This window comes from Roseobacter sp. HKCCD7870 (genome assembly GCF_037830315.1).
GTDB lineage: Bacteria > Pseudomonadota > Alphaproteobacteria > Rhodobacterales > Rhodobacteraceae > M30B80.
Map to the genome: position 1 here is coordinate 61,619 of NZ_JBBLYO010000001.1, position 20,156 is coordinate 81,774.

A 20,156-nucleotide genomic window follows, 5' to 3' on the forward strand; every position below is an offset into this window, starting at 1 on the left:
CGAGCTGCGAAGGCTTTATGCTTTTAAAATAGAGATGGGCATTACCGTCAGTGCGTGACCTAAAAAACGCCGTATTTTTTATAAGCGTCGACAGGGTCCATCCCGCTCATTAGAGCGGCCCGCATTTCTGTTTCTGTACTTGCTTTCTCTTCTGTTGCTTTGACGACATCTTCAGCAATCATGCGGGGGATAATAACTACTCCGTCAAGATCAGCGATTACGTAATCTCCCGAATTTATTGAGACACCACCGATCTCAATCGGTTCGCCCATAGTTTTTGCCACCCACCTTCCGACGATGTCCTTTGGCGTGTTGAAGCGACAAAAAGTCGGAAACTTATTTTCAAGTATGAAAGATACGTCTCTTGTGGCCCCATCTACGATATATCCCTTAACACCTTTGTTCTTAAGCACCTCAGAAGATAGCTCTCCCATTAATGCAACTTCGTAAGTGTTAGGTTGGCAGATTAGGACCTTTCCAGACGGTGCTTTTGATAGAACAGTCGACCAACTCAGTAGTGTTGAATGAGGATCCTGACCTACTTCGTAATGCCCATCGATTGTGAAAATTTCGCCGGCTAGTTTCTGCCCAGGTATCAGGGCGCTGATACCATGGGGCAAAACACAATTGTCGTGCCCTAGCGCACGCAAAGCATCATAAACTGCGCTTGAGTACAGTCGCTCCAAACGTGTTGTTAAGTCATGCATGCGTCGTTTCCTTTATCACTATATTCCGTTCCCAACACACGCGATAAACCTCAATCATGTCAATATAGCTAACAGGGTAAAAGAGATTGCGCGGTTTGGCGCCCCTAGATTGGGCGATGTACGTTATGTTGCAGCTTTGATCGGCAAGGGGGGGGAGAAATGGATATAATACTACGACCCTGAATGTTGCATTGCTCACGAAGACTGTAACTGCTCATATGCGTTTCCCTGGCTTAGATATCGGCCAGGAGAACGGGTTTACCCGTTTTCGCGGACTTTGTTGCCGCCTCGGCCATTGCGAGGGCCAGAACCCCATCTGACAAGGTGACGGGCAGGGCGGCTCCTTCAGTGATCGCTGAAACAAAGGCAGACCACTCAGCCTTGTAGGCCTGCATGTAGCGCTCAAGGAAGAAATAGGTAGGCTTGGCCCCCGTTACGCCATGGATGCCCGATTTAACGACGGTATTTTCGAGCATATTTTGCGCTTGCAAAAGGCCTTTTGATCCAAGGAGTTCCACACGTTGATCATAGCCATAAACTGCACGGCGTGAGTTTTTGATGACGGCCAATTCGCCACCTTCATAGCGCAAAGTAACAATCGCCGTATCAAAATCACCTGCAACACCAATCTCTGGATCTACGATTGAGGAAGCCGTTGCAGTGATCGAAACAGGTGCAGAGCCCATAACAAAATTTGCCATATCAAAATCATGGATCATCATATCGCGGAAAATCCCGCCAGAAACTTTGATATATGCGACAGGCGGTGGAGCGGGGTCAAAAGAGGTGATCGACAGCAATTCCGCCTTGCCAATCTCGCCTGCCGTAAGCGCTTGTTTGAGCGCGCCAAAATTGGTGTCAAAGCGGCGGTTGAACCCGATCATCACAGGGCGGCCCGTAGCATCGACCACATTTTGGCAGGCGCGCGCGCTCAAGGCTCAGGTCAACGGGCTTTTCGCACAGTACGGCCTTGCCGGCGCGGGTAGCTGCCTCCATTAAATCGGAATGGGTATCGGTCGAGGTTGCAATCAGTACCGCTTCAATCTCGGGATCTGCGATAATCTCATCCGTGCTGCGCGCCACGGCGCCATATTGCGCCGCCAATTTTTCAGCTGCCTCAGGATAGAAATCCGATACAGCGGACAATTCGCTTTGGGGGTGTGAGGTGATGGCCGTGGCATGAACGCCCGCGATGCGGCCTGCGCCGAGAAGTCCAACTTTCAACATTCTCTATACCTTTTCTTCGGGCCAAAACCCGTGGGGATGTGTCTCTTAACTGTTAGCGCCAAATGTGAGTATGCCTGCGCCCGCGTCAAGCGCCGAAGTGACAGATCATCTCATCGGCATCCGCCATGATGGCATTGATGGCAGAGCGTTTCATGTCAGATCCTTTTCCAAGGGGGTGAGCGTCCATGTGTCAGTCGAAAGGCGCATCATACGGTGCAGGGCCCCCTGTCCATAGCGGAGGCCGATGAGTGCTGCGGGTATCGAGGTTGCGGCGCGCAGGGCCTCAACAAGGGAGATGCCGACATCTTCAACCATCACCTGAACCGCGCGCGTTAGGTCTAACTCCGCGCCTGCAAGCGTGCCATCGGCCAAGGTCAAAACCCCGTTCTTTCGGGTGATGCACCGACCGCCGAGGTCAAATTCTGTGATGTCGCTACCTGCCACCGCCATTGCATCGGTGACAAGGAATAGCCCACATGGCCCCTTTTTTGCGTCCCATGCCGCGCGCAAGGATTGTGGATGCACATGCACCCCATCCGCGATCACGCCTGCGCTAACGCTGCCCGTGCCCAAGGTCGCCCCGACTAAGCCAGGCGCACGGCTGTTGAGCTGGCTCATGGCATTGAACAAATGCGTTGTGGCCCGCACCCCCGCCTTAAAATAGCGCAGGCAGGTATCGTAATCTGCATCCGTGTGGCCCAAGGATAAAATGACGCCTGCGCGCGCCAATTGGGCCACTTGGTTTTCTGTGACGTTTTCAGGGGCGATCGTCAGTTTCAAACAGGGCAGGGATGCCGCCGCGTCAAGATAGAGTGCCAGATCCTGCTCGGTCATTGGGCGTATCAGGCCGCCCGCATGCGCCCCTTTGCGCGCCAGTGACAGATGCGGCCCCTCAAGGTGCAAGCCCGCAATCCCATCGACCTGTGCCGCGACAGCATCTTGGGTGGCGGCGATGGCCGCATGGGTGACTTCGGGGGTATCGGTGATGAGGGTCGGCAAGAAGGCAGTGGTGCCCAAGCGGCGATGCGCCTTGGCCATGCGCCGCAAGCCGTCACAGTGAGGGGCAGAATTGAACAAGATCCCATCTCCGCCATTGACCTGCAAATCCACATAGCCCGCAAATAAAATATCGCCGCCCAGATCAATCTCTGTGGCCCCTTGCAGGTGGTGATCCGTGCCAAACGCCCCTGCAAGATCATCGCCGTCAAACTGCGCTGTGGCGGGGCCCGTCAGGGTGGCGCCATCAAAATAGCGGGCGTTGCGGATCAGGTGGTGTCGCGCGCTCATGCAACCCCCTCGCACGCAAAATCCGAGGCAAGGGCGAGGGCACCTATAATGGGTGCGGCCGCAGGCGCGGTGATGCGGGCCTGTAAGGCAGGTGGCAAATAGGGGCGATACTGGCCCCCAAGCCCCCCTGTGAGGCAAAGATCTAGCCCCTCATGCCACCCCAAGGCCGTTAGGCTTTGCGTGATTTCTTGCGCCCCTGCCTGCATCAGGGCGAGGGCGAGAGGGTCATCTTGGGCGGCGGCGCTGCATACCAAGGGCGCAAGTGCCGCGATCTCATCAGGGCGGGCATGGGTGGCAAAGCGCAAAATCCCTGCCGCCCCACCATATTGGGCGAGCAGGGATTGCGAAAAATCAGTGGCGCGCCGCCGCCCGTCCACGGTTTCTAGCGTGGCGCTGAGGGCCGCGCGCCCCAACCAATGGCCCGAGGCCTCATCCCCCAAAACATAACCCCAACCGCCTGCGAATTTTTGCGTGCCGTCCAGTTGAACCCCCCAAAATGACCCTGTGCCACAATGGGCAATCGCGCCATCTTTTGCCCCAAGAGCGCCGCGCAGAGCAGGGGGGCGGTCATCGGTCACTTGGACATAAGAAAAGGGCAGCGCCTTGCGCAGGCGCGCGGCCATCTGTGGCCCAGTCACCCCTGCAACCCCGATATAACAGGGGCAAGCGATAAGATCCGCAACGGGCATCTGCAATTTGGCACAAAGCGCCTCAACCCCGCCAAGGATCGTGTTCAATGCGCCCTCAAAATCACTCGACACATTGGCCGCGCCCATATCTACCAAGCTGTGATTTTCACAGCTGCCATAGGCGATACGGCAATGCGTGCCGCCACCATCAATGGCCAGAACATTCGCGTCAGGGGCATTTTTCATAGCCTCTGCGATAGCATAGGATTTGTCGCTCAAGAAAGCTTATTCCTGTTTCTACGTCAGTTTGATGGGCTAGCTGAAAGAAGTAGCCCGGCCGCAATGGCCCACATGATGCTGCCAATGAAGGCCTCAAGAATGCGCCATGCTTTGGCGGACTGAAACAAGGGCCGCGCAAGCCGTGCGCCAAAGCCAAGGCTGAAGAAAAAGCAAAAAGAGGCCAGAACGGCCCCCGCTGCAAAAATGGGTTTCTGCCCGATAAATTGGGCAGAAACCGCGCCCAAAAGAACCATGGTGTCGAGATAGACATGCGGGTTGAGCCATGTGATGGCCAAACAGGCGGTCAGACTTGCCCAAAGGCGTTTTGGCGGGGCGGCCTTGCTCAGGTCGATTGCGTCCGTGCCTGCAAATGCAGCGCGAAATCGCAACGCGCCATAGGTGAACAGAAAGAGCGCCCCGCCATAGGTCAGGGCAGGCGCAATCCAAGGCACTGCCGCGGTCGCCCGTTCAAAGCCTGCAACCCCAAGGCTGATCAAAATCGCGTCTGACAGCGCACAGGTGAGACAAATCCAAAACACATGACGCCCCAACAGCCCTGTGCGCAGCACAAAGGCATTTTGCGCCCCAATGGCCAAAATCAAGGTCAGGCTGGTGAAAAATCCTGTGATGAAGGCGGTCATAATCTGCGCATGGGTGAATTGGTGTCGGATTGAAATGTTTTCATAATGCGGGACTTTTTCAATTTAGCCTTTTTGGTTTTTCAACGTCTCAAATTTATACTTAGTGTTTGGAGGCACTTATTTTTCTTGAATATGTCCCTTATGTTAATGGGGTGAGTGTAATGAGTATGAAAGGGGTTTGTGATGGCACGCAAGGGTATAGTGACGATTTCTGTGTTGGCTTCAATCGGGTGCTCTCTCGGGGCTGTTCAAGCGCAGGAAGTCGCGCCAGAGATTGAGGCATTGGTCAGTGATCTCGCCACAGAAGGGTATACTGAGTTTACGCTCGAAGACTCGATCTTCACCCCGCCGACTTTGGTCGCAGAGCAAGACGGCATTCTTCTTGAGCTAGAGTTGGATCCTGAAACCTTTGAGGTGACCGAGACGGTTGTCGCCTTGGATGAAGATGGGGATGGCACGGTTTCGCGCGCCGAGCGTAGGAACGGTATCGTTGCAGAAGACTTACCCGCCCAAGCATCTGATCGCGCGCGCGAGGCAGTCGCACAGGCCCGTGCGCGTCAGCAGGAACGCGTGGAAACCCGCGCCGCAAATGGCGGCAATATGGGCAATGCTGCGGCATCTGCCCCCCGCGCTGATGGCCCGTCCAACAGCAATGCGGGCGGCAATAGCGGTGGCAATGGAAATGGCAATGCGGGCGGCAATGGCGGCGGCAACGGAAATGGGAACGGCGGCGGCAATGGCCGCGGCCGCAACTAGGCTTTCGCTACTGATGTGCTGATCGAGAGGGGGGGCGTTGTCACGCCCCCTCGAACCGATACCCCTGATTGGCGCGGGTGACGCGGCCAATCCCGCCATTGGGCAGGTGATAGCCGATGATGGTGATCTCGTCAGCGGCGCATTGATCCATCAGCGCGGCACGGGTTTCTGCTCCTAAGGCCTCATCCTGATCTGATCCCGATGTCCACTCGGGCCGTGCAAAGCCAACATGGTCATTGGTCACGACATCACCAATGATCATCAATTGTTGTGAACCTGACGCAATTTCAAAGGCCATATGGCCCGGGCTATGGCCGGGCGTTAATTTCGCGCGGAGGCCAGAAACGATTTCGGCACCATCACCGATCCTCGTGATCTGGTCGCCCAAACTGTCAAGGCGGCGCGAGGCCCCTGCGGCAAAGGCCGCGCGGGCCTCGCCAATTGAATTGATAGTGTTTGGGTCCATCCAATAGTCATATTCTATTTCGCCCATGATATGCTCGGCATTGAAGAATGTCGCCTCGTCAAAATCATCCAACACGCCCCAAAGATGGTCAGGGTGGCCATGGGTAAAGAGAACATGGGTGATGTCATCTGCCGCAATGCCCGCCGCGTTGAGTGCATCAAGCAATTGCCCCGCGCTGTCTTGAAAAGCAAAACCTGCGCCTGTGTCGATCAGGATTGTTGCACCGCCCTTTCGCAGAAGCGTGACATTGCAGGGCGGCGTCAGCGGCGCGTTTCGATCTACGCCCGCCTCGGCCAAAATGGGGGCAAGGGCCGCGTCATCCATTGGGCCGAAGATGAAATCTGCGGGCAAGGTGAGGCTGCCATCTGAGAGGGTCATCACCTCAAAATCACCCATATTTAGCGTGGTCTGCGCCCATAATTTGCGCGGCAGGGCAAGGCCTGACAGGGTGGCTGCAGCACTTGATAAGATCAAATTGCGTCTGGTGATTTGCATGGTCATTCCTCCCAAATTCCGGGGGAAGGATAGCCAAGCAAAACATATTCGAAAAGTCTAATATTTACGACTCGGCCTCGAATCCAAGGATCAGCTGGCGCAGCCCCACCCATGCCCCAAGCCAGATCGCCGCCGCGACAAGGGGGGCGGTGATGGAGAGGCTGGACATCGCAGATAGACCCTGGCCAATGCTGCACCCCGCGGCCAAGACAGCCCCAAAGCCCATCAAAACCGCCCCAAACAATTGGCGTTTCAATTCCCGCGGGTCTTCGCAGGCCTCCCACCGAAAGCCCCCTTTGATCAAGCTGCCTAAAAAACCGCCCGAGATCACGCCGATGACGGAGCCAATTCCAAATTTCGCGGCAAGCCCTGAGGAGAACATCGCGTAATGGATGGTCTCACCGATAGAGGCAGCAAAGGTTTGTGAGACAACAGTCCAAGCCTGCCATCCGTTTTGTCCCACCCAGTAGGTGCCGAAAAAGCCCCATGTCACCGCGCCCCCAACCGCCATGCCCCAGAATGTGTTGCGCAAGAGCCGCGCCTTTGGGGTTTTGACCAAGGCGATTAAAAACACAGTCAATCCAAGAGCCATTCCTAAAACCGAGGGGGCCACCAAATCGCCTGCAAGAAAGGCAAGGCTTGTTGGAGTGTCATGCGCAGGGGTGGCGTCAAAGAACAAGACCCGCAGCGGGGCCAGAATGCCAGATAGGGCGATCAGGGCTGCAACGCCCATAACCAAAGCAATGACCATCGCGCGCAAATCGCCGCCACCAAAGCGGGCCAAGGCCGTAAAGCCGCAATTGCCCGCCTGCGCCATGCCATAGCCAAAAATCAGTCCGCCGATAATGGCGCCCGCGATTGTATAGCTGTTTTGCAGGTAAACCACGCGGCCCAAATCAAGATAGCCCAAATGATGCAACGCGTGATTGAGGAAAATGGCGATGCCAAGCGCCGCAAGCCACAGATAAACGCGGCCCGTGTTTTCACCGTAATGGACATCTTCAATCATGCCTAAAGTGCAAAGTCCCGCCAAACGTGCGGCGAGGCCCAAGACCAAACCACCTGTTAGGCCGATCAGCACAATGGCCAATGGCTCACCCAATACTTCGAGCACGTCCCCTCCCTTCCGCCGGAACAGGGGTGACCGATTTGCCCGATCTTACCCTTTGGCGCAGAACAACTCGTAAACCAGTTCGATGATCCGCGCTGCGCGGTCATCTGTCAAACGATAATATATTTGCTTGCCATCGCGCCGTGCGGTCACCAACCCCTCAAGGCGCAGGCGCGCAAGCTGCTGAGACACGGCCGCCTGACGTTGCGACAGGAGTGTTTCAATCTCGGTCACGGATTTTTCGCCGCGTGTCAGGGCGCACAAGATCATCAAGCGGCCCTCATGGCTAAAGGCCTTGAGGACATCGCTGGCGGCCTGTGCGTCACAGCGCAGTTTTTCCCAACTGGCCTCGTCCATCGGCGCGGTGAGGTCAGGCAATATTGTTGGCCTGTCTTCGTTAAGCATGGTTCATCCTGCCAAGATCGGGTGGCACGTCCCAAATTGTGACTGGCTTTAGCTTAACCTGCTGCATCAATCAACTGGCCGAGCAAAAACCAAAAGAATTCTTCGCCCGGATAGCCTTCGATACGGCCTGTTTCTGCACCGTCTTTGAGCACAACAAAGGTTGGCGTATAGACCGCCCGCCGCGCAAGGGTCACGCCATCGGGCAAGGGATCATCAATATCGGTCTGGCGCAAAGGGGCTGTTTGCCCCTCTGGGGTGATTGGAAATTCAGGGCCAATCTCGGCATGCCACTGCGCGCAATACACACATCCCTCATCTTCAACCATCAGCAATTCCAAATTTTGCGCCGAGGCCGCAGTGGCCGCGCACAACCCAAGCGTAAAAAACAGCGTTGCAACACGCGCAAAGATTGACTTGCCCAAATTTGTGAATGCAATATGAATATTTGAATATGAAACGGTAGGAGGCGTCATGTTCGATGTAACCTTGGGCGGTGCCTTTGTTGCGGGACTGTTGTCGTTTCTATCGCCATGCATTTTGCCGATGGTGCCCTTCTACCTCAGTTACCTAGCCGGCGTAAGCCTAAATCAGGTTGCCGAGGGCGGTGGCATTACCCGTGAAATCCGTCTGCGTGCGGTTCTTGCGGCGATATTCTTTGCTGCGGGCATCATGACGGTCTTTGTTGGGCTAGGGGCTTCGGCCTCGGTATTTGGGCAATTGCTGCGTGATTGGTTCGACATCCTGCGTTGGATTGCAGCCGCGCTGATTATTGCGATGGGCCTCCATTTCCTTGGTGTGATCCGAATTGGCATCTTGTATCGCCAGTTCCGCGCAGAGGCGGGATCGGTCAGCAATATGTCATATGGCGGGGCTTATGTGATCGGTCTTGCCTTTGCCTTTGGGTGGACACCCTGCGTGGGCCCTGTTTTGGCTGCGATTTTGTTCACCGCTGCAGGCACTGACACCGCCAGTCAAGGGGCCACATTGCTGTTGGCCTATGGTCTGGGCATGACCTTGCCCTTTGTTTTGGCCGCAGGATTTGTGGGGCCGTTTATGCGCATGATGGGGCGGTTCCGCCGTCATCTAGGGCTGGTCGAAAAAATCATGGGCGCGCTTTTGATCATCTTTGGTGTGCTGATTGCGACCAATGCCCTCAATTACATCGGCCAATGGCTGATCGAGAATTTCGAGATTTTCCGCCAATTGGGTTAAGGCGGCAAAAGGGGAGGATGCGATATGAACCTAAGAACCATGATCATTGCCGCAGGTCTTGCGCTGCTACCAATGTCGGCTGTGGCGGTGGAATTGGATGGCGATGGGCTGCACCGCGCCGATTGGATTATGGATACGTTCCGTGATCTGCGCGAGGATTTGGACGAGGCCAATGCGATGGGCAAGCGTCTGGTCGTGATGATCGAACAGCGCGGCTGCATCTACTGCACACAGATGCATGAAGAGGTCTATGTGATCCCCGAAATTGAACAGATGCTCACCGATGATTTCTTTGTGGTGCGCGTCAATATGTATGGCAGCACCGAGATGGTTGATTTTGACGGCACCACGTTGTTGGAGGGCGATATGGTGCGGCGGTGGCGGGTGATGTTTACGCCCACAATCTTCTTCTTCCCCGAGGATGTGCCAGAAGATGCCACCGCGCCTGATGCTGCGGTTGCGATGATCCCCGGCGCTTTTGGGCGTTGGACGACCTTTAACATGCTAAATTGGGTGTTGGAAAAGGGCTATGAGGGCGAGGAGGGCTTTCAGGCCTATCATGCCCGCATGCTGCGTGATCAGCTGCCGCAATAAGCAACCTTTGGCTTTGCAACAGTATTAAGTGCAAGTGATTTCAGTGACTTGCATTGCAACCTATTCAAAAAAGTAAATATGTTCTTGCAATCTAAGGGTGCACTTGTTTACCGTTGTATACAGAGGCGCATGAATCGCCCTAGGGAGGAAAAATGTTTACACGCCATATAATTTTGGCGGCTCTCTTAGGAGTGTCCGCAGGTGCAACACAAGCTGAGGTTGTGTCACCCTCGGCCGTTGTGGCCAATGAATACGGAGAAATTGCCCAGTCATTGACCGGAATTGCGGGGGACCCTGCTCGCGGCCAAGAGGTTATGACCACTCGTGGACTTGGGAACTGCATTGCATGCCATCAGGTAACAGCGTTGCAAGAATATCCATTCCACGGTGAAGTTGGCCCATCTCTGGATGGTGTTGGCGCACGCTGGGATGAGGCCGGGTTGCGAGGGATCGTAGCCAACGCCAAGGCGATGTTCCCTGGTTCAGTGATGCCAAGCTTTTATAAGGTTGATGGCTACACTCGGCCGGGAAATGCTTACACAGGAAAGGCTGCAGAAGGGGCTCTTGACCCTCTATTGACGGCGCAAGATATCGAAGATGTGGTGGCCTATCTTTTGACCCTCACTGAATACTAAATTGAGCGTTTATGGGAGATAAATTCATGTCACTTACGCGCAGAAAGTTTGTTGGTACAACTGTTACCTCCGCTGCCGCTTTGACAATGTTGCCTAGTTTGTCATTAGCAGAAGGAGCTGGTGAAGCTATTTCCGCTTACACTGGCGGTGCAGCTACATCAGATACTGGCCTCACGCTTATAGCGCCTGAGATCGCCGAGAACGGTAATACGGTTCAAATCGAAGTGAGCGCACCTGGCGCTGAGGAGATCGTAATATTTGCCGATGGAAATCCAAACCCGAACGTAGCAACTTTTAAGTTTGGCCCGGCCGCAGGCTCGCAAGCTGCCACAACCCGTATTCGTCTTGCGGGTGAGCAAGACGTCATAGCCATCGCTAAGATGTCTGATGGGACCTTCGCGAAGGCTGTGTCTAACGTAAAGGTTACAATCGGCGGCTGCGGCGGCTGAGAAACGGAGATTAAAATGGCAGAGAATGTAACTGCACGTGTTCGTGCACCTCGTGAGGCCTCGGTAGGCGAGGTTGTATCTGTACGCACGCTTATTAGCCATCCGATGGAAAGCGGCATGCGTCGAAATGGCGATGGTGAAGTGATACCACGCTCAATCATCAATCGATTTGTATGCACCCTAAATGATGAAGTGGTCATCGATATTACTTTGGAACCATCGATATCCACAAATCCTTACCTCCAATTCGAAGCAAAGGTTACTGAGTCTGGAACCTTTAACTTCACTTGGTATGACGACGATGGATCGGTTTATGAAGAGAGTTCTGAGATTTCAGTAAGCTGATTATTGTCAGCACGAGGGAGGAAGCAACGAATGAACACTAAGTCCAAAATCGCGACTATCGCCGTTGCATTAGGGATGGCAACATCATCGAGCATTTTGCATGCTGACGAAGATGCAGATCTCGTAGTGAATGGTGAAATCGAAATGGTGGTGCGAACCGCAGCGCCTGCTCATTTGGAGGGAGCAGTTTCCACCATTTACTCCGGCTGGGTATTCCGTGCTGATGAAACCCAAGCAATGCAAGCGGATGATTTTGACAACCCTGGGATGTTGTTTGTTGAAAACGGCGAACAGCTTTTCAACACGGCTATGGGTGCTGATGGGCAGAGCTGTGCTTCATGTCATCAATCTTCCGATTTGACGAATGTTCGTGCCACATATCCTAAATGGGATGCAGAACACGGTGCAGTCCAAACAGTAGAAATGCAAGTCCGGGAATGCCAAACTGAGCAAATGGGTATGGAAGAGCCTTGGGGCATTAATTCTGGTGATATGCTTGATATCACTGCGTTCATTGCATCCGTTGGACGCGGTCAAATAGTCGACGTGGCAATCGATGGCCCTGCCCATGAAACTTGGGAGTTGGGACGTGAAATATACTACACACGGTACGGGCAGCTCGAATTAAGTTGTGCTAGTTGCCATGAAGAAAATTATGGGAATCGCATTCGTGCAGATCACCTAAGTCAGGGCCAGATTAACGGGTTTCCGACATATCGTTTGAAGAATGCGAGACTTAATGGTGTTCAAAACCGTTTCCGTGGGTGTGTACGTGATACACGCGCAGAAACCTTTGCCATCGGTAGCGATGAATTTGTTGCGCTGGAACTTTATGTTGCCTCGCGCGGCAATGGTCTGACGGTCGAAGGGCCTTCGGTTCGAAACTGATTTGCTGCTTGCCCGCCTTGGGGATCCTGAGGCGGGCATTTTGCATCTAAACATATGCAATTTATAGAATGTGAGTGACAAAATATGATCGCACGCCGCCATTTCCTTCAGGCTGCTTTGGCCACGACCGCGCTTTATGGCGCATCGGGCTTTGGCAATTGGGCCAAACTTGCCGCGCAACAAACCCTGACGCAGGAAGATCTGATTGGCACAGGTGGGGCAGGGAATGTCACCTTGGTGCATATCACTGACATTCACGCCCAAACCCAACCAATCTATTTCCGCGAGCCCGAGTTTAACTTAGGCGTAGGGTCTGCCTTGGGGCAGGTGCCGCATTTGACGGGTGCCGATTTTCGCGCGGCTTATGGCATCTCTCGGGGCAGTCATCTCGATTATGCGCTGACCTATAGTGATTTCGTATCCCTTGCACAAGGTTATGGCCGCATGGGTGGGCTTGATCGTATTGCGACTGTGGTCAACGCCATTCGCTCCGAACGGCCCGATGCCATTGTCTTGGATGGGGGCGACACATGGCAGGGGTCTTTGCCCGCTTTGCGCACCAATGGCCAAGATATGGTGGATCTTTTCAACGCGCTTGGCGTGGATGCCATGACCTCACATTGGGAATTCACGCTGGGCTCTGACCGCGTGCATGAGATTGTCGAGAATTCGCTGCAACCTGCCTTCTTGGGCGCGAATATTTTTGACGCTGAATGGGATGAACCCGTTTTTGACGATTACAAATTGTTCGAGCGCGGCGGCACCATGGTTGCGGTGATTGGGCAAGCTTTCCCTTATATGCCAATCGCCAATCCAGGTTGGATGTTTCCTGAATATAGTTTCGGGCTGCGCCGTGAACGCATCGCCGAAGTGGTCGAGGAGGTGCGCGGCCTTGGTGCTGAGGTGGTCGTTCTACTGTCGCACAATGGCTTTGACACGGACCGCCAATTCGCCCGTGATATACTCGGAATTGATGTGATCCTCACAGGTCACACCCACGATGCGCTGCCTGACGCGGTTCAGGTGGGCAATACATTCCTCATCGCCTCGGGCAGTCACGGCAAATTCGTCAGCCGTGTTGATTTGGACGTGCGCAATGGCGCGCTGCAAGGCTTGACTCATCGGTTGATCCCGATTTTCTCAGATGTGATTGCACCTGATCCTAACATGGCGGCCTTGATTACGCAGACCCGCGCGCCCTTTGAGGCCGAGATGGGCGAGGTGATCGGGACAGCGGGGTCGCTATTGTATCGCCGCGGTAACTTTAACGGCACATGGGATGATGTGATCTGTAACGCCCTGATCAGCCAGCGGGACGCACAGATTGCCCTATCCCCCGGTTTCCGTTGGGGGCCAAGCGTGCTGCCAGGTCAAGAGATCAAGCGCGAGGATATCTATAACGGGACCGCCATGAGCTATCCGCAGGCCTATCGCACTGAGATGACCGGCGAATTCTTAAAAGTCGTGATGGAAGATGTGGCTGATAATATCTTTAACCCTGACCCATATTATCAACAGGGTGGCGATATGGTTCGCGTGGGCGGCATGGGATATCGGATTGATGTCAACGCGCCAGCGGGTAGCCGGATTTCTGAGATGACCCTGCTAGAAACAGGCGACCGCATTGACCCTGCCGCCTCTTATGTCGTGGCGGGTTGGGCCAGCGTGAATGAAGGAACCGAAGGGCCTGCGATTTGGGATGTGGTCGAAGACCATATCCGTGCGCAAGGCACCGTCACAGTTAACCCTAACACCAGCGTGGATGTTGTTGCGGGCTAAGCCTCGCCGCATTGATTATTGAAGGAGCTGACATGGCTAAAGACGATGGTTTCACCCCTTCGCGGCGGCAATTCCTAAAAGGGGCCGCAGTTACAGGTGGCGCTCTTGCCGCAGGCAAGGTTTACGCGCAGGCGGCCCCCGATCCTTTGATCACGGAAATGCAGCCTTGGACACAGTATCTAGGGCCCGGCGTGGATGCCGCGCCCTATGGTATGCCATCCCCGCATGAGGCCCATGTGGTGCGCCGCAACGTGCCATGGCTGACCGCCGATAGCGTGTCATCGGTCAATTTCACGCCGCTGCACGAGCTTGATGGGATCATCACCCCCAATGGTCTGTGCTTTGAGCGCCATCACGGCGGGGTGGCCGAAATCGCCCCCGAAGATCATCGCCTGATGATCAACGGCTTGGTCGATAATCCGCTTGTCTTTACCATGCAGGACATCATGCGCTTCCCGCGTGAGAACCGCGTTTATTTCCTCGAATGCGCGGCCAATTCAGGGATGGAATGGCGTGGCGCGCAGTTGAACGGGTGCCAATTCACCCATGGGATGATCCATAACGTGGTCTATACAGGCGTGCCCTTGCGCCTGCTACTTGAAGAGGCAGGGGTGAAAACAAATGGCACATGGATCTTGCCAGAAGGGGCGGATGCCTCGGGCATGACCCGTTCCATCCCTATGGAAAAGGCGCTTGATGATTGTCTTGTCGCCTTCAAGATGAACGGTGAGGCACTGCGCCCTGAACAGGGTTATCCGCTGCGTCTTGTTGTGCCGGGTTGGGAAGGAAATATGTGGGTGAAATGGTTGCGCCGCATCGAAGTGGGCGATCAACCATGGCATCACCGAGAGGAAACATCAAAATATACCGACCTTCTCGAAAATGGTCAGGCGCGGCGCTTTACATGGGAGATGGATGCAAAATCCGTGATCACCAATCCAAGCCCGCAAGCCCCCATCACCCATGGGCCTGGCCCAACTGTTTTGACAGGGGTGGCTTGGTCGGGCCGCGGCACAATTCCGCGTGTTGATGTGACACTGGATGGTGGTATCAATTGGCACCAAGCGCGCATGTCTGGGCCATCCTTAGACAAGTCGATGCATCGCTTCTATTTCGAATTTGATTGGGATGGGCGGCCCTTGCTGTTGCAAAGCCGCGCCCATGACAGCACGGGCTATGTGCAGCCGACCAAGGAAATGCTGCGCCATGTGCGCGGCGAGAACTCCATCTACCACAATAATGGGATCCAGACTTGGGCGGTAGATGAAAACGGCAATGCGGAAAATGTGGAGGTTGGATAAGATGAATAAGGTAATCAGTCTTTCCGCAGCCCTGTTGATGGGGGGCGCAACCTTTGCGCTTGCTGAGAATGCGGCCCCGTCTCGGGATGGCGGCTATGGTTTGGGTCGCGCCGCTTTGCCCGAAGAAATCGCGGCATGGGATATTGATGTGCGCCCCGATGGCCAAGGTCTGCCAGTAGGCTCTGGCGATGTATGGACGGGTGAAGAACTTTGGGTCGATAATTGTTCAGCGTGTCATGGAGACTTTGGTGAGGCGAGAGGCCGTTGGCCTGTGATAGCGGGAGGTTTTGGAACTCTGGAGGGAGAAGATCCCGTTAAAACGGTGGGCTCGTACTGGCCTTACCTGTCAACTGTTTGGGATTATGTGCATCGTGCAATGCCATACGGTTCCGCTCAAAGCCTAAGTGATGATGATGTCTATGCGATTGTAGCCTACATCATGTATTCCAACGATCTCGTGGATGACGATTTCGAATTATCGAATGAGAATTTCCTCGAGGTGCGTTTGCCCAATGAAGAGAATTTCTTCATGGATGACCGCGCCGAAGTGGAATTACCCGTGTTCAGCGAGGCCGTCTGCATGGAGAACTGCGCCGAGAGTGTCGAGATCACGGCACGCGCGGCGGTTTTGGATGTGACGCCAGAGACTGAAACTGAGGGTGATGCTTCCGCAGCCGAAGTGGTTGAGGTTGCAGACACCGAAGAGGCCGCGCCCGTAGAAACAGGCCCAAGCCCAGAATTGGTTGCAGCGGGAGAGGAAGCCTTTAGAGCATGTCGATCATGTCATCAGGTTGGTGATGGTGCTCGTAATGGTGCGGGACCGATGCTCAATGGTATCTATGGATCCGCTGCTGGCCATGCAGAGGGCTTCCGCTATTCTCCCGCCTTGGTTGAGGCGCGCGACGCTGGTCTTGTTTGGAATGATGAAACATTGACGGCCTTCTTGTTGGATCCGCGTGGTTATTTGTCCGGAACACGCATGGCTTATCGTGGATTGCGTGATCCTGAGGATGCTGAGGCTATAATCGCCTATTTACGTGCTGAAGGAGGGGAGTAAGAAATGGGCAAACAAGGGCTATTTGCCTTTGCTTTGATCTGTTGGGCAATGCAATCCTCCCCCGCATTGTCCGAGGGTGACCCGGTGGCGGGGCAGGCGGCGTTTCGCCCCTGCGCCGCATGTCACATGATTGGTGATGGCGCGATCAATCGCGTGGGCCCGCATCTTAACGGTTTGATGGGCCGCCCTGTTGGGGGGCTTTCGGATTATCGCTATTCTGATACGCTGACCGAGGCGGGCAATGAGGGCGAGCTTTGGACAGAAGACCGCCTCAACCGCTTTCTTGAAGATCCTAAAGGCTACTATCGTGGCACTCGTATGGTGTTTCGTGGAATTAGCGACCCTGACAGCCGTGCAGATTTGGTGGCCTATATCTTAGCGGAGGCGGGTAATTATGACAGTGCCGCCACTCCAACAAGCACAGAGGATGTACCCCCAGAAATCGCAGCGATTTTGGCGATTGAGGGCGATTACGCCTATGGTGAGTATCTGTCATCAGAATGCACCGCCTGTCATGCGGCGCAATCGGGCGGCGATATTCCCTCAATTGTTGGACTTGCGCCGTCAACATTCGTACATTCGCTAATGAGCTACAAAATTGGCCAGCGTGATCATCAAGTAATGACCATGATTGCCAATAGGTTGGGGGATGAAGAGATTGCTGCTTTGGCAGCATATTTTACGGCCGTTGAATAGTAATATTCAGTGTAACAAGTGACCAAAAGGGAGGAATTTGGGATGCCACTTGATAGAAGACAGTTTTTAACCAGTGCAGCTGCGGTCTCTGCTACTTTGGCCGCTCCAATGATTGCTAGAGCACAGACAGCACCTAACGTTGTCGTGATTGGTGGCGGCGCAGGTGGTGCTACAGCTGCTCGCTACATTGCGAATGGCAGCCAGGGCGCCATTAACGTGACATTGGTTGAACCAACTCGCAGTTACTACACCTGCTTTTTCTCGAATTTGTACTTAGGTGGGTTCAGGGAAATTGATAGTCTTGGCCACAGCTATGGCACTTTGGCTGCCGAGTATGGTATTAATGTTGCGCATGATTGGGCAGTAGATGTAGATCGACAGGCGAAAACAGTGACACTTGCCGGTGGCGCATCGCTTAGTTACGATCGTTTAGTGTTGAGCCCTGGCATTGATTTCATTGAAGACAGTGTCCCAGGTTGGTCTTTAGCTTCCCAAAACGCTATGCCTCATGCTTACAAAGCGGGCAGCCAAACTGAGCTATTGAAGGCCCAACTGGCCAACATGCGCGAAGGGGGCGTGTTTGCCATGGTAGCGCCACCCAACCCATACCGCTGCCCTCCAGGGCCATACGAGCGTGTTTCAATGGTCGCTCATATGCTGAAGGAAACAAATCCAACAGCTAAGATCTTGATCGTCGACCCAAAAGACAAGTTTTCAAAGCAGGGTTTGTTCGAAGACGGTTGGCAACGCCACTACAGTGGCATGATCGAACGGATTGGCCCAGATTTTGGGGGAGCAAATGTAGCCGTCGATCCAAGCGCGATGACTGTTTCAATTGATGGCCAAGTGGAACAAGTTGACGTTTGCAACGTGATACCTGCGATGCGTGCGGGCCGTATCGCGGAAATAGCTGGTGTTACTGATGGTAACTGGGCACCTGTCTCAGCATATAATCTAGCATCTAGAATTGATGACAATGTTCATGTTCTGGGCGATGCTGCTGCACAGGGTGATATGCCCAAGTCAGGTTTTTCTGCCAACAGCCAGGCAAAAGTTTGTGCCAATTCTATTGTCGCGGATCTTGCAGGCGGCCGAGCGTTCCCCGCACGTTTTGCGAATACCTGCTGGTCTCTGATTGATACAAATGATGGTATCAAAGTTGGTGCAACCTACGAAGCGACTGATGAAAAAATCGCAAAAATTGACGGGTTCGTTAGCCAAGTGGATGAGGACGCTGCCACCCGCGAGGCTACCTATCGGGAAAGCCTTGGTTGGTATGACGCGATTACTGAAGACATGTTTGGCACTGCCTGACATAACATTACCAGAAGGGCAGGGGCGTAGATCGCTCCTGCCTTTCGTTGTAAAAAGGTCTGCCCTTATGTCGTGCTGCACCGCCCCCCGTCACTTTGTTGGTCTTATGACTGGCCTTGTTGCAGCTCTGGCTGCACAAGAGGCCTGCGCGCAAGAAGCGGTATTTTTCGATTATTACGGCAGTTTCGAAGATGCTACCTTTGCGGTGGAGAACACCATTATCGGGCGCGGCTTGGTCATTGATTATCGCTCATATACGGGCGATATGCTGAACCGTACCGCCGCTGATATCGGCAGCGAAGTGGTGATTTTTGATAAAGCAGATATTTTCTTATTTTGCTCCGCTGCTGTGTCGCGCCGCGTGATGGAGGCCGATCCCGCGAATATCGCGCATTGCCCCTATAATATCTTTGTCACCTCAAAGGATGGTGTCGTGCAAATTGGTCACCGCACCTATCCCGATGGGCCAATGCAAGAGGTCGAGGCATTGTTGGACGCAATCATCCTAGAGGCGCGTGACCAATGAGCGCCTATGATTACGAGGGTTTTTTCGCCGCCAAAATTGATACGCTGCGCAGCGAAGGCAATTACCGCTATTTCGCGGATATTGAACGCAAGCGGGGCGCATTTCCCCATGCCCGAAATCACCATAAGGGCGGCACGCGGGACATTACTGTATGGTGTTCCAATGATTACTTAGGGATGGGGCAACACCCCGATGTGATTGCCGCGATGGAAGACGCGATTGAGCGCACAGGCGCGGGCGCGGGCGGCACGCGCAATATCTCGGGTACAACCCACGGCCATGTCGCGCTTGAGGCGGAATTGGCCGATCTGCACGGCAAAGAGGCCGCGCTGTTATTTACCTCAGGCTATGTGTCAAATTGGGCGGCTCTTGGAACATTGGCTGCGCAGATCCCTGATTGTGTTGTTCTGTCAGATGCAGGCAATCATGCCTCGATGATTGAAGGCATCCGTCATTCGCGCGCGCAAAAGATCATTTGGGCGCATAATGATTTGGCGGATCTCGAGGCGAAACTGGCGTCCTTGCCGCCGGAGCAGCCCAAATTAATTGCGTTTGAATCGGTTTATTCGATGGATGGCGATATTGCCCCCATCGCCGCGATTTGTGATTTGGCAGATCGTTATGGCGCGATGACCTATCTCGATGAGGTGCATGCCGTGGGTCTTTACGGGCCACGCGGCGGCGGGATTGCCGAAGCGCTGGGGTTAATGGATCGTCTGACTGTGATTGAGGGCACGCTTGGCAAGGCTTACGGCGTGATGGGGGGGTATATTGCGGCCAGCGCCGCATTGGTTGATTTCATCCGCAGTTTTGCCAGCGGCTTTATCTTTACCACCGCCTTGCCGCCCGCGGTTGCGGCAGGGGCCTGTGCCGCTGTGCGCCACCTAAAAACAAGCCAGACAGAACGCGTCGCCCATCAGGAACGGGTCGCAGAATTGCGCGCGCGCCTTGATAGGGCGGGTATTCCCCATTTGGCCAATGACAGTCACATCATTCCCGTCATGGTCGGTGATCCTGTGAAATGTCGCTATATCTCAGACAGGCTCTTGGATGAGCATGGCATCTATATCCAGCCAATCAACTATCCCACAGTGCCCAAAGGCACGGAGCGTCTGCGCATCACCCCAAGCCCTGTTCATGATGCAGAAGCGATGGGTCATCTGGTCAAGGCGCTGTCAGAGCTTTGGGCGGAATGCAAATTGGCGCAAACCGCACGCGCCGCGCAATAGTTGACCTAGATCATCGCAGGCGGAGCAGGCCCTGTGGTCTGCTGCGCGTGTGGATAAAACCAATGAGGAGCTTTTATTATTGAAAACCTGCTCATCGCATGGGGCGAAGGCCCTGTTCTGGCGCTTGC

At 54.4% G+C, this 20,156-nt stretch carries 24 protein-coding genes; 14 read left to right on the forward strand and 10 right to left on the reverse strand.

Annotated elements, in window-relative coordinates:
- Positions 1 to 59: 59 nt before the first annotated feature.
- The 6 genes from AAC637_RS00340 to AAC637_RS00365 all read right to left on the reverse strand — a co-directional run bounded on the left by AAC637_RS00340 (position 60) and on the right by AAC637_RS00365 (position 4,770).
- Positions 60 to 707 carry an RraA family protein gene (locus tag AAC637_RS00340; RefSeq protein WP_340260314.1) on the reverse strand — a complete coding sequence of 216 codons (648 nt, stop codon included), beginning with the start codon at positions 705 to 707 and terminating at the stop codon, positions 60 to 62.
- A gap of 233 nt (positions 708 to 940) precedes the next feature.
- Positions 941 to 1,618: a Gfo/Idh/MocA family oxidoreductase gene (locus tag AAC637_RS00345; RefSeq protein WP_340301820.1), complete on the reverse strand. Its 678-nt coding sequence runs from the start codon at positions 1,616 to 1,618 to the stop codon at positions 941 to 943.
- Positions 1,566 to 1,934, reverse strand: coding sequence for a Gfo/Idh/MocA family oxidoreductase (locus AAC637_RS00350; protein WP_340301821.1), 369 nt, complete (start codon positions 1,932 to 1,934; stop codon positions 1,566 to 1,568). Before AAC637_RS00350 ends, AAC637_RS00345 begins: the two co-directional genes overlap by 53 nt.
- A gap of 150 nt (positions 1,935 to 2,084) precedes the next feature.
- Positions 2,085 to 3,221, reverse strand: coding sequence for an N-acetylglucosamine-6-phosphate deacetylase (gene nagA / locus AAC637_RS00355; RefSeq protein ID WP_340301822.1), 1,137 nt, complete (start codon positions 3,219 to 3,221; stop codon positions 2,085 to 2,087).
- Positions 3,218 to 4,129 carry a BadF/BadG/BcrA/BcrD ATPase family protein gene (locus AAC637_RS00360; protein ID WP_340301823.1) on the reverse strand — a complete coding sequence of 304 codons (912 nt, stop codon included), beginning with the start codon at positions 4,127 to 4,129 and terminating at the stop codon, positions 3,218 to 3,220. Before AAC637_RS00360 ends, nagA begins: the two co-directional genes overlap by 4 nt.
- A 23-nt stretch (positions 4,130 to 4,152) precedes the next feature.
- Entirely contained in the window at positions 4,153 to 4,770 is a 618-nt protein-coding gene (locus AAC637_RS00365) for a LysE/ArgO family amino acid transporter (protein WP_340301824.1), read from the reverse strand.
- Between the two features lie 183 nt (positions 4,771 to 4,953).
- Between AAC637_RS00365 and AAC637_RS00370 the strand changes: the two genes are divergently transcribed.
- Positions 4,954 to 5,526, forward strand: coding sequence for a hypothetical protein (locus tag AAC637_RS00370; protein ID WP_340301825.1), 573 nt, complete (start codon positions 4,954 to 4,956; stop codon positions 5,524 to 5,526).
- A 40-nt stretch (positions 5,527 to 5,566) separates the two neighbouring features.
- Here AAC637_RS00370 and AAC637_RS00375 read toward each other — a convergent pair whose 3' ends face one another.
- The 4 genes from AAC637_RS00375 to AAC637_RS00390 all read right to left on the reverse strand — a co-directional run bounded on the left by AAC637_RS00375 (position 5,567) and on the right by AAC637_RS00390 (position 8,425).
- Positions 5,567 to 6,487: an MBL fold metallo-hydrolase gene (locus AAC637_RS00375; RefSeq protein ID WP_340301826.1), complete on the reverse strand. Its 921-nt coding sequence runs from the start codon at positions 6,485 to 6,487 to the stop codon at positions 5,567 to 5,569.
- Between the two features lie 64 nt (positions 6,488 to 6,551).
- Positions 6,552 to 7,601, reverse strand: a complete 1,050-nt coding sequence (locus tag AAC637_RS00380) for a YeeE/YedE family protein (RefSeq protein WP_340301827.1) — start codon at positions 7,599 to 7,601, stop codon at positions 6,552 to 6,554.
- Positions 7,602 to 7,646: 45 nt separating this feature from the next.
- Positions 7,647 to 7,955: an ArsR/SmtB family transcription factor gene (locus tag AAC637_RS00385; RefSeq protein WP_340303108.1), complete on the reverse strand. Its 309-nt coding sequence runs from the start codon at positions 7,953 to 7,955 to the stop codon at positions 7,647 to 7,649.
- 101 nt (positions 7,956 to 8,056) lie between these two features.
- Positions 8,057 to 8,425: a hypothetical protein gene (locus tag AAC637_RS00390; protein WP_340301828.1), complete on the reverse strand. Its 369-nt coding sequence runs from the start codon at positions 8,423 to 8,425 to the stop codon at positions 8,057 to 8,059.
- Between the two features lie 49 nt (positions 8,426 to 8,474).
- Here AAC637_RS00390 and AAC637_RS00395 point away from each other — a divergent pair, with 49 nt between their 5' ends.
- From AAC637_RS00395 to hemA, 13 genes are all read left to right on the forward strand, one after another.
- Positions 8,475 to 9,215 carry a cytochrome c biogenesis CcdA family protein gene (locus AAC637_RS00395; RefSeq protein WP_340301829.1) on the forward strand — a complete coding sequence of 247 codons (741 nt, stop codon included), beginning with the start codon at positions 8,475 to 8,477 and terminating at the stop codon, positions 9,213 to 9,215.
- Between the two features lie 24 nt (positions 9,216 to 9,239).
- Positions 9,240 to 9,809 (forward strand): SoxW family protein, encoded by a 570-nt coding sequence (locus AAC637_RS00400; protein WP_340301830.1) that lies wholly within the window; start codon positions 9,240 to 9,242, stop codon positions 9,807 to 9,809.
- 152 nt (positions 9,810 to 9,961) lie between these two features.
- Positions 9,962 to 10,444 carry a sulfur oxidation c-type cytochrome SoxX gene (gene soxX / locus AAC637_RS00405; protein ID WP_340301831.1) on the forward strand — a complete coding sequence of 161 codons (483 nt, stop codon included), beginning with the start codon at positions 9,962 to 9,964 and terminating at the stop codon, positions 10,442 to 10,444.
- Positions 10,445 to 10,470: 26 nt separating this feature from the next.
- Complete coding sequence (gene soxY, locus AAC637_RS00410; protein WP_340301832.1) at positions 10,471 to 10,893, forward strand: thiosulfate oxidation carrier protein SoxY; 423 nt, start codon at positions 10,471 to 10,473, stop codon at positions 10,891 to 10,893.
- 15 nt (positions 10,894 to 10,908) lie between these two features.
- Positions 10,909 to 11,238, forward strand: a complete 330-nt coding sequence (gene soxZ / locus AAC637_RS00415) for a thiosulfate oxidation carrier complex protein SoxZ (protein ID WP_340301833.1) — start codon at positions 10,909 to 10,911, stop codon at positions 11,236 to 11,238.
- A 30-nt stretch (positions 11,239 to 11,268) separates the two neighbouring features.
- Positions 11,269 to 12,126, forward strand: coding sequence for a sulfur oxidation c-type cytochrome SoxA (gene soxA, locus AAC637_RS00420; protein ID WP_445322694.1), 858 nt, complete (start codon positions 11,269 to 11,271; stop codon positions 12,124 to 12,126).
- A gap of 84 nt (positions 12,127 to 12,210) precedes the next feature.
- Entirely contained in the window at positions 12,211 to 13,905 is a 1,695-nt protein-coding gene (soxB, locus tag AAC637_RS00425) for a thiosulfohydrolase SoxB (protein ID WP_340301834.1), read from the forward strand.
- 32 nt (positions 13,906 to 13,937) lie between these two features.
- Positions 13,938 to 15,206 (forward strand): sulfite dehydrogenase, encoded by a 1,269-nt coding sequence (gene soxC / locus AAC637_RS00430; RefSeq protein WP_340242413.1) that lies wholly within the window; start codon positions 13,938 to 13,940, stop codon positions 15,204 to 15,206.
- Between the two features lies 1 nt (position 15,207).
- Complete coding sequence (locus tag AAC637_RS00435; protein WP_340301835.1) at positions 15,208 to 16,263, forward strand: c-type cytochrome; 1,056 nt, start codon at positions 15,208 to 15,210, stop codon at positions 16,261 to 16,263.
- A gap of 3 nt (positions 16,264 to 16,266) precedes the next feature.
- Positions 16,267 to 16,959, forward strand: a complete 693-nt coding sequence (locus tag AAC637_RS00440; RefSeq protein WP_340301836.1) for a c-type cytochrome — start codon at positions 16,267 to 16,269, stop codon at positions 16,957 to 16,959.
- 42 nt (positions 16,960 to 17,001) lie between these two features.
- Positions 17,002 to 18,273, forward strand: a complete 1,272-nt coding sequence (locus AAC637_RS00445; protein ID WP_340301837.1) for an NAD(P)/FAD-dependent oxidoreductase — start codon at positions 17,002 to 17,004, stop codon at positions 18,271 to 18,273.
- Positions 18,274 to 18,379: 106 nt separating this feature from the next.
- Positions 18,380 to 18,799 carry a DUF302 domain-containing protein gene (locus AAC637_RS00450; RefSeq protein WP_340301838.1) on the forward strand — a complete coding sequence of 140 codons (420 nt, stop codon included), beginning with the start codon at positions 18,380 to 18,382 and terminating at the stop codon, positions 18,797 to 18,799.
- On the forward strand, positions 18,796 to 20,028 hold the full coding sequence (hemA, locus tag AAC637_RS00455; RefSeq protein WP_340301839.1) for a 5-aminolevulinate synthase: 1,233 nt from the start codon (positions 18,796 to 18,798) through the stop codon (positions 20,026 to 20,028). Before AAC637_RS00450 ends, hemA begins: the two co-directional genes overlap by 4 nt.
- Positions 20,029 to 20,156 lie beyond the last annotated feature (128 nt).

Coding starts and splice junctions, on each gene's coding strand:
- AAC637_RS00340 (WP_340260314.1), bottom strand. CDS start 707: ATGCATGACTTAACAACACGTTTGGAGCGACTGTACTCAAGCGCAGTT.
- AAC637_RS00350 (WP_340301821.1), bottom strand. CDS start 1,934: ATGTTGAAAGTTGGACTTCTCGGCGCAGGCCGCATCGCGGGCGTTCAT.
- nagA (WP_340301822.1), bottom strand. CDS start 3,221: ATGAGCGCGCGACACCACCTGATCCGCAACGCCCGCTATTTTGATGGC.
- AAC637_RS00365 (WP_340301824.1), bottom strand. CDS start 4,770: ATGACCGCCTTCATCACAGGATTTTTCACCAGCCTGACCTTGATTTTG.
- AAC637_RS00370 (WP_340301825.1), top strand. CDS start 4,954: ATGGCACGCAAGGGTATAGTGACGATTTCTGTGTTGGCTTCAATCGGG.
- AAC637_RS00375 (WP_340301826.1), bottom strand. CDS start 6,487: ATGCAAATCACCAGACGCAATTTGATCTTATCAAGTGCTGCAGCCACC.
- AAC637_RS00385 (WP_340303108.1), bottom strand. CDS start 7,955: ATGGACGAGGCCAGTTGGGAAAAACTGCGCTGTGACGCACAGGCCGCC.
- AAC637_RS00395 (WP_340301829.1), top strand. CDS start 8,475: ATGTTCGATGTAACCTTGGGCGGTGCCTTTGTTGCGGGACTGTTGTCG.
- AAC637_RS00400 (WP_340301830.1), top strand. CDS start 9,240: ATGAACCTAAGAACCATGATCATTGCCGCAGGTCTTGCGCTGCTACCA.
- soxX (WP_340301831.1), top strand. CDS start 9,962: ATGTTTACACGCCATATAATTTTGGCGGCTCTCTTAGGAGTGTCCGCA.
- soxY (WP_340301832.1), top strand. CDS start 10,471: ATGTCACTTACGCGCAGAAAGTTTGTTGGTACAACTGTTACCTCCGCT.
- soxZ (WP_340301833.1), top strand. CDS start 10,909: ATGGCAGAGAATGTAACTGCACGTGTTCGTGCACCTCGTGAGGCCTCG.
- soxA (WP_445322694.1), top strand. CDS start 11,269: ATGAACACTAAGTCCAAAATCGCGACTATCGCCGTTGCATTAGGGATG.
- soxB (WP_340301834.1), top strand. CDS start 12,211: ATGATCGCACGCCGCCATTTCCTTCAGGCTGCTTTGGCCACGACCGCG.
- soxC (WP_340242413.1), top strand. CDS start 13,938: ATGGCTAAAGACGATGGTTTCACCCCTTCGCGGCGGCAATTCCTAAAA.
- AAC637_RS00435 (WP_340301835.1), top strand. CDS start 15,208: ATGAATAAGGTAATCAGTCTTTCCGCAGCCCTGTTGATGGGGGGCGCA.
- AAC637_RS00440 (WP_340301836.1), top strand. CDS start 16,267: ATGGGCAAACAAGGGCTATTTGCCTTTGCTTTGATCTGTTGGGCAATG.
- AAC637_RS00445 (WP_340301837.1), top strand. CDS start 17,002: ATGCCACTTGATAGAAGACAGTTTTTAACCAGTGCAGCTGCGGTCTCT.
- AAC637_RS00450 (WP_340301838.1), top strand. CDS start 18,380: ATGACTGGCCTTGTTGCAGCTCTGGCTGCACAAGAGGCCTGCGCGCAA.
- hemA (WP_340301839.1), top strand. CDS start 18,796: ATGAGCGCCTATGATTACGAGGGTTTTTTCGCCGCCAAAATTGATACG.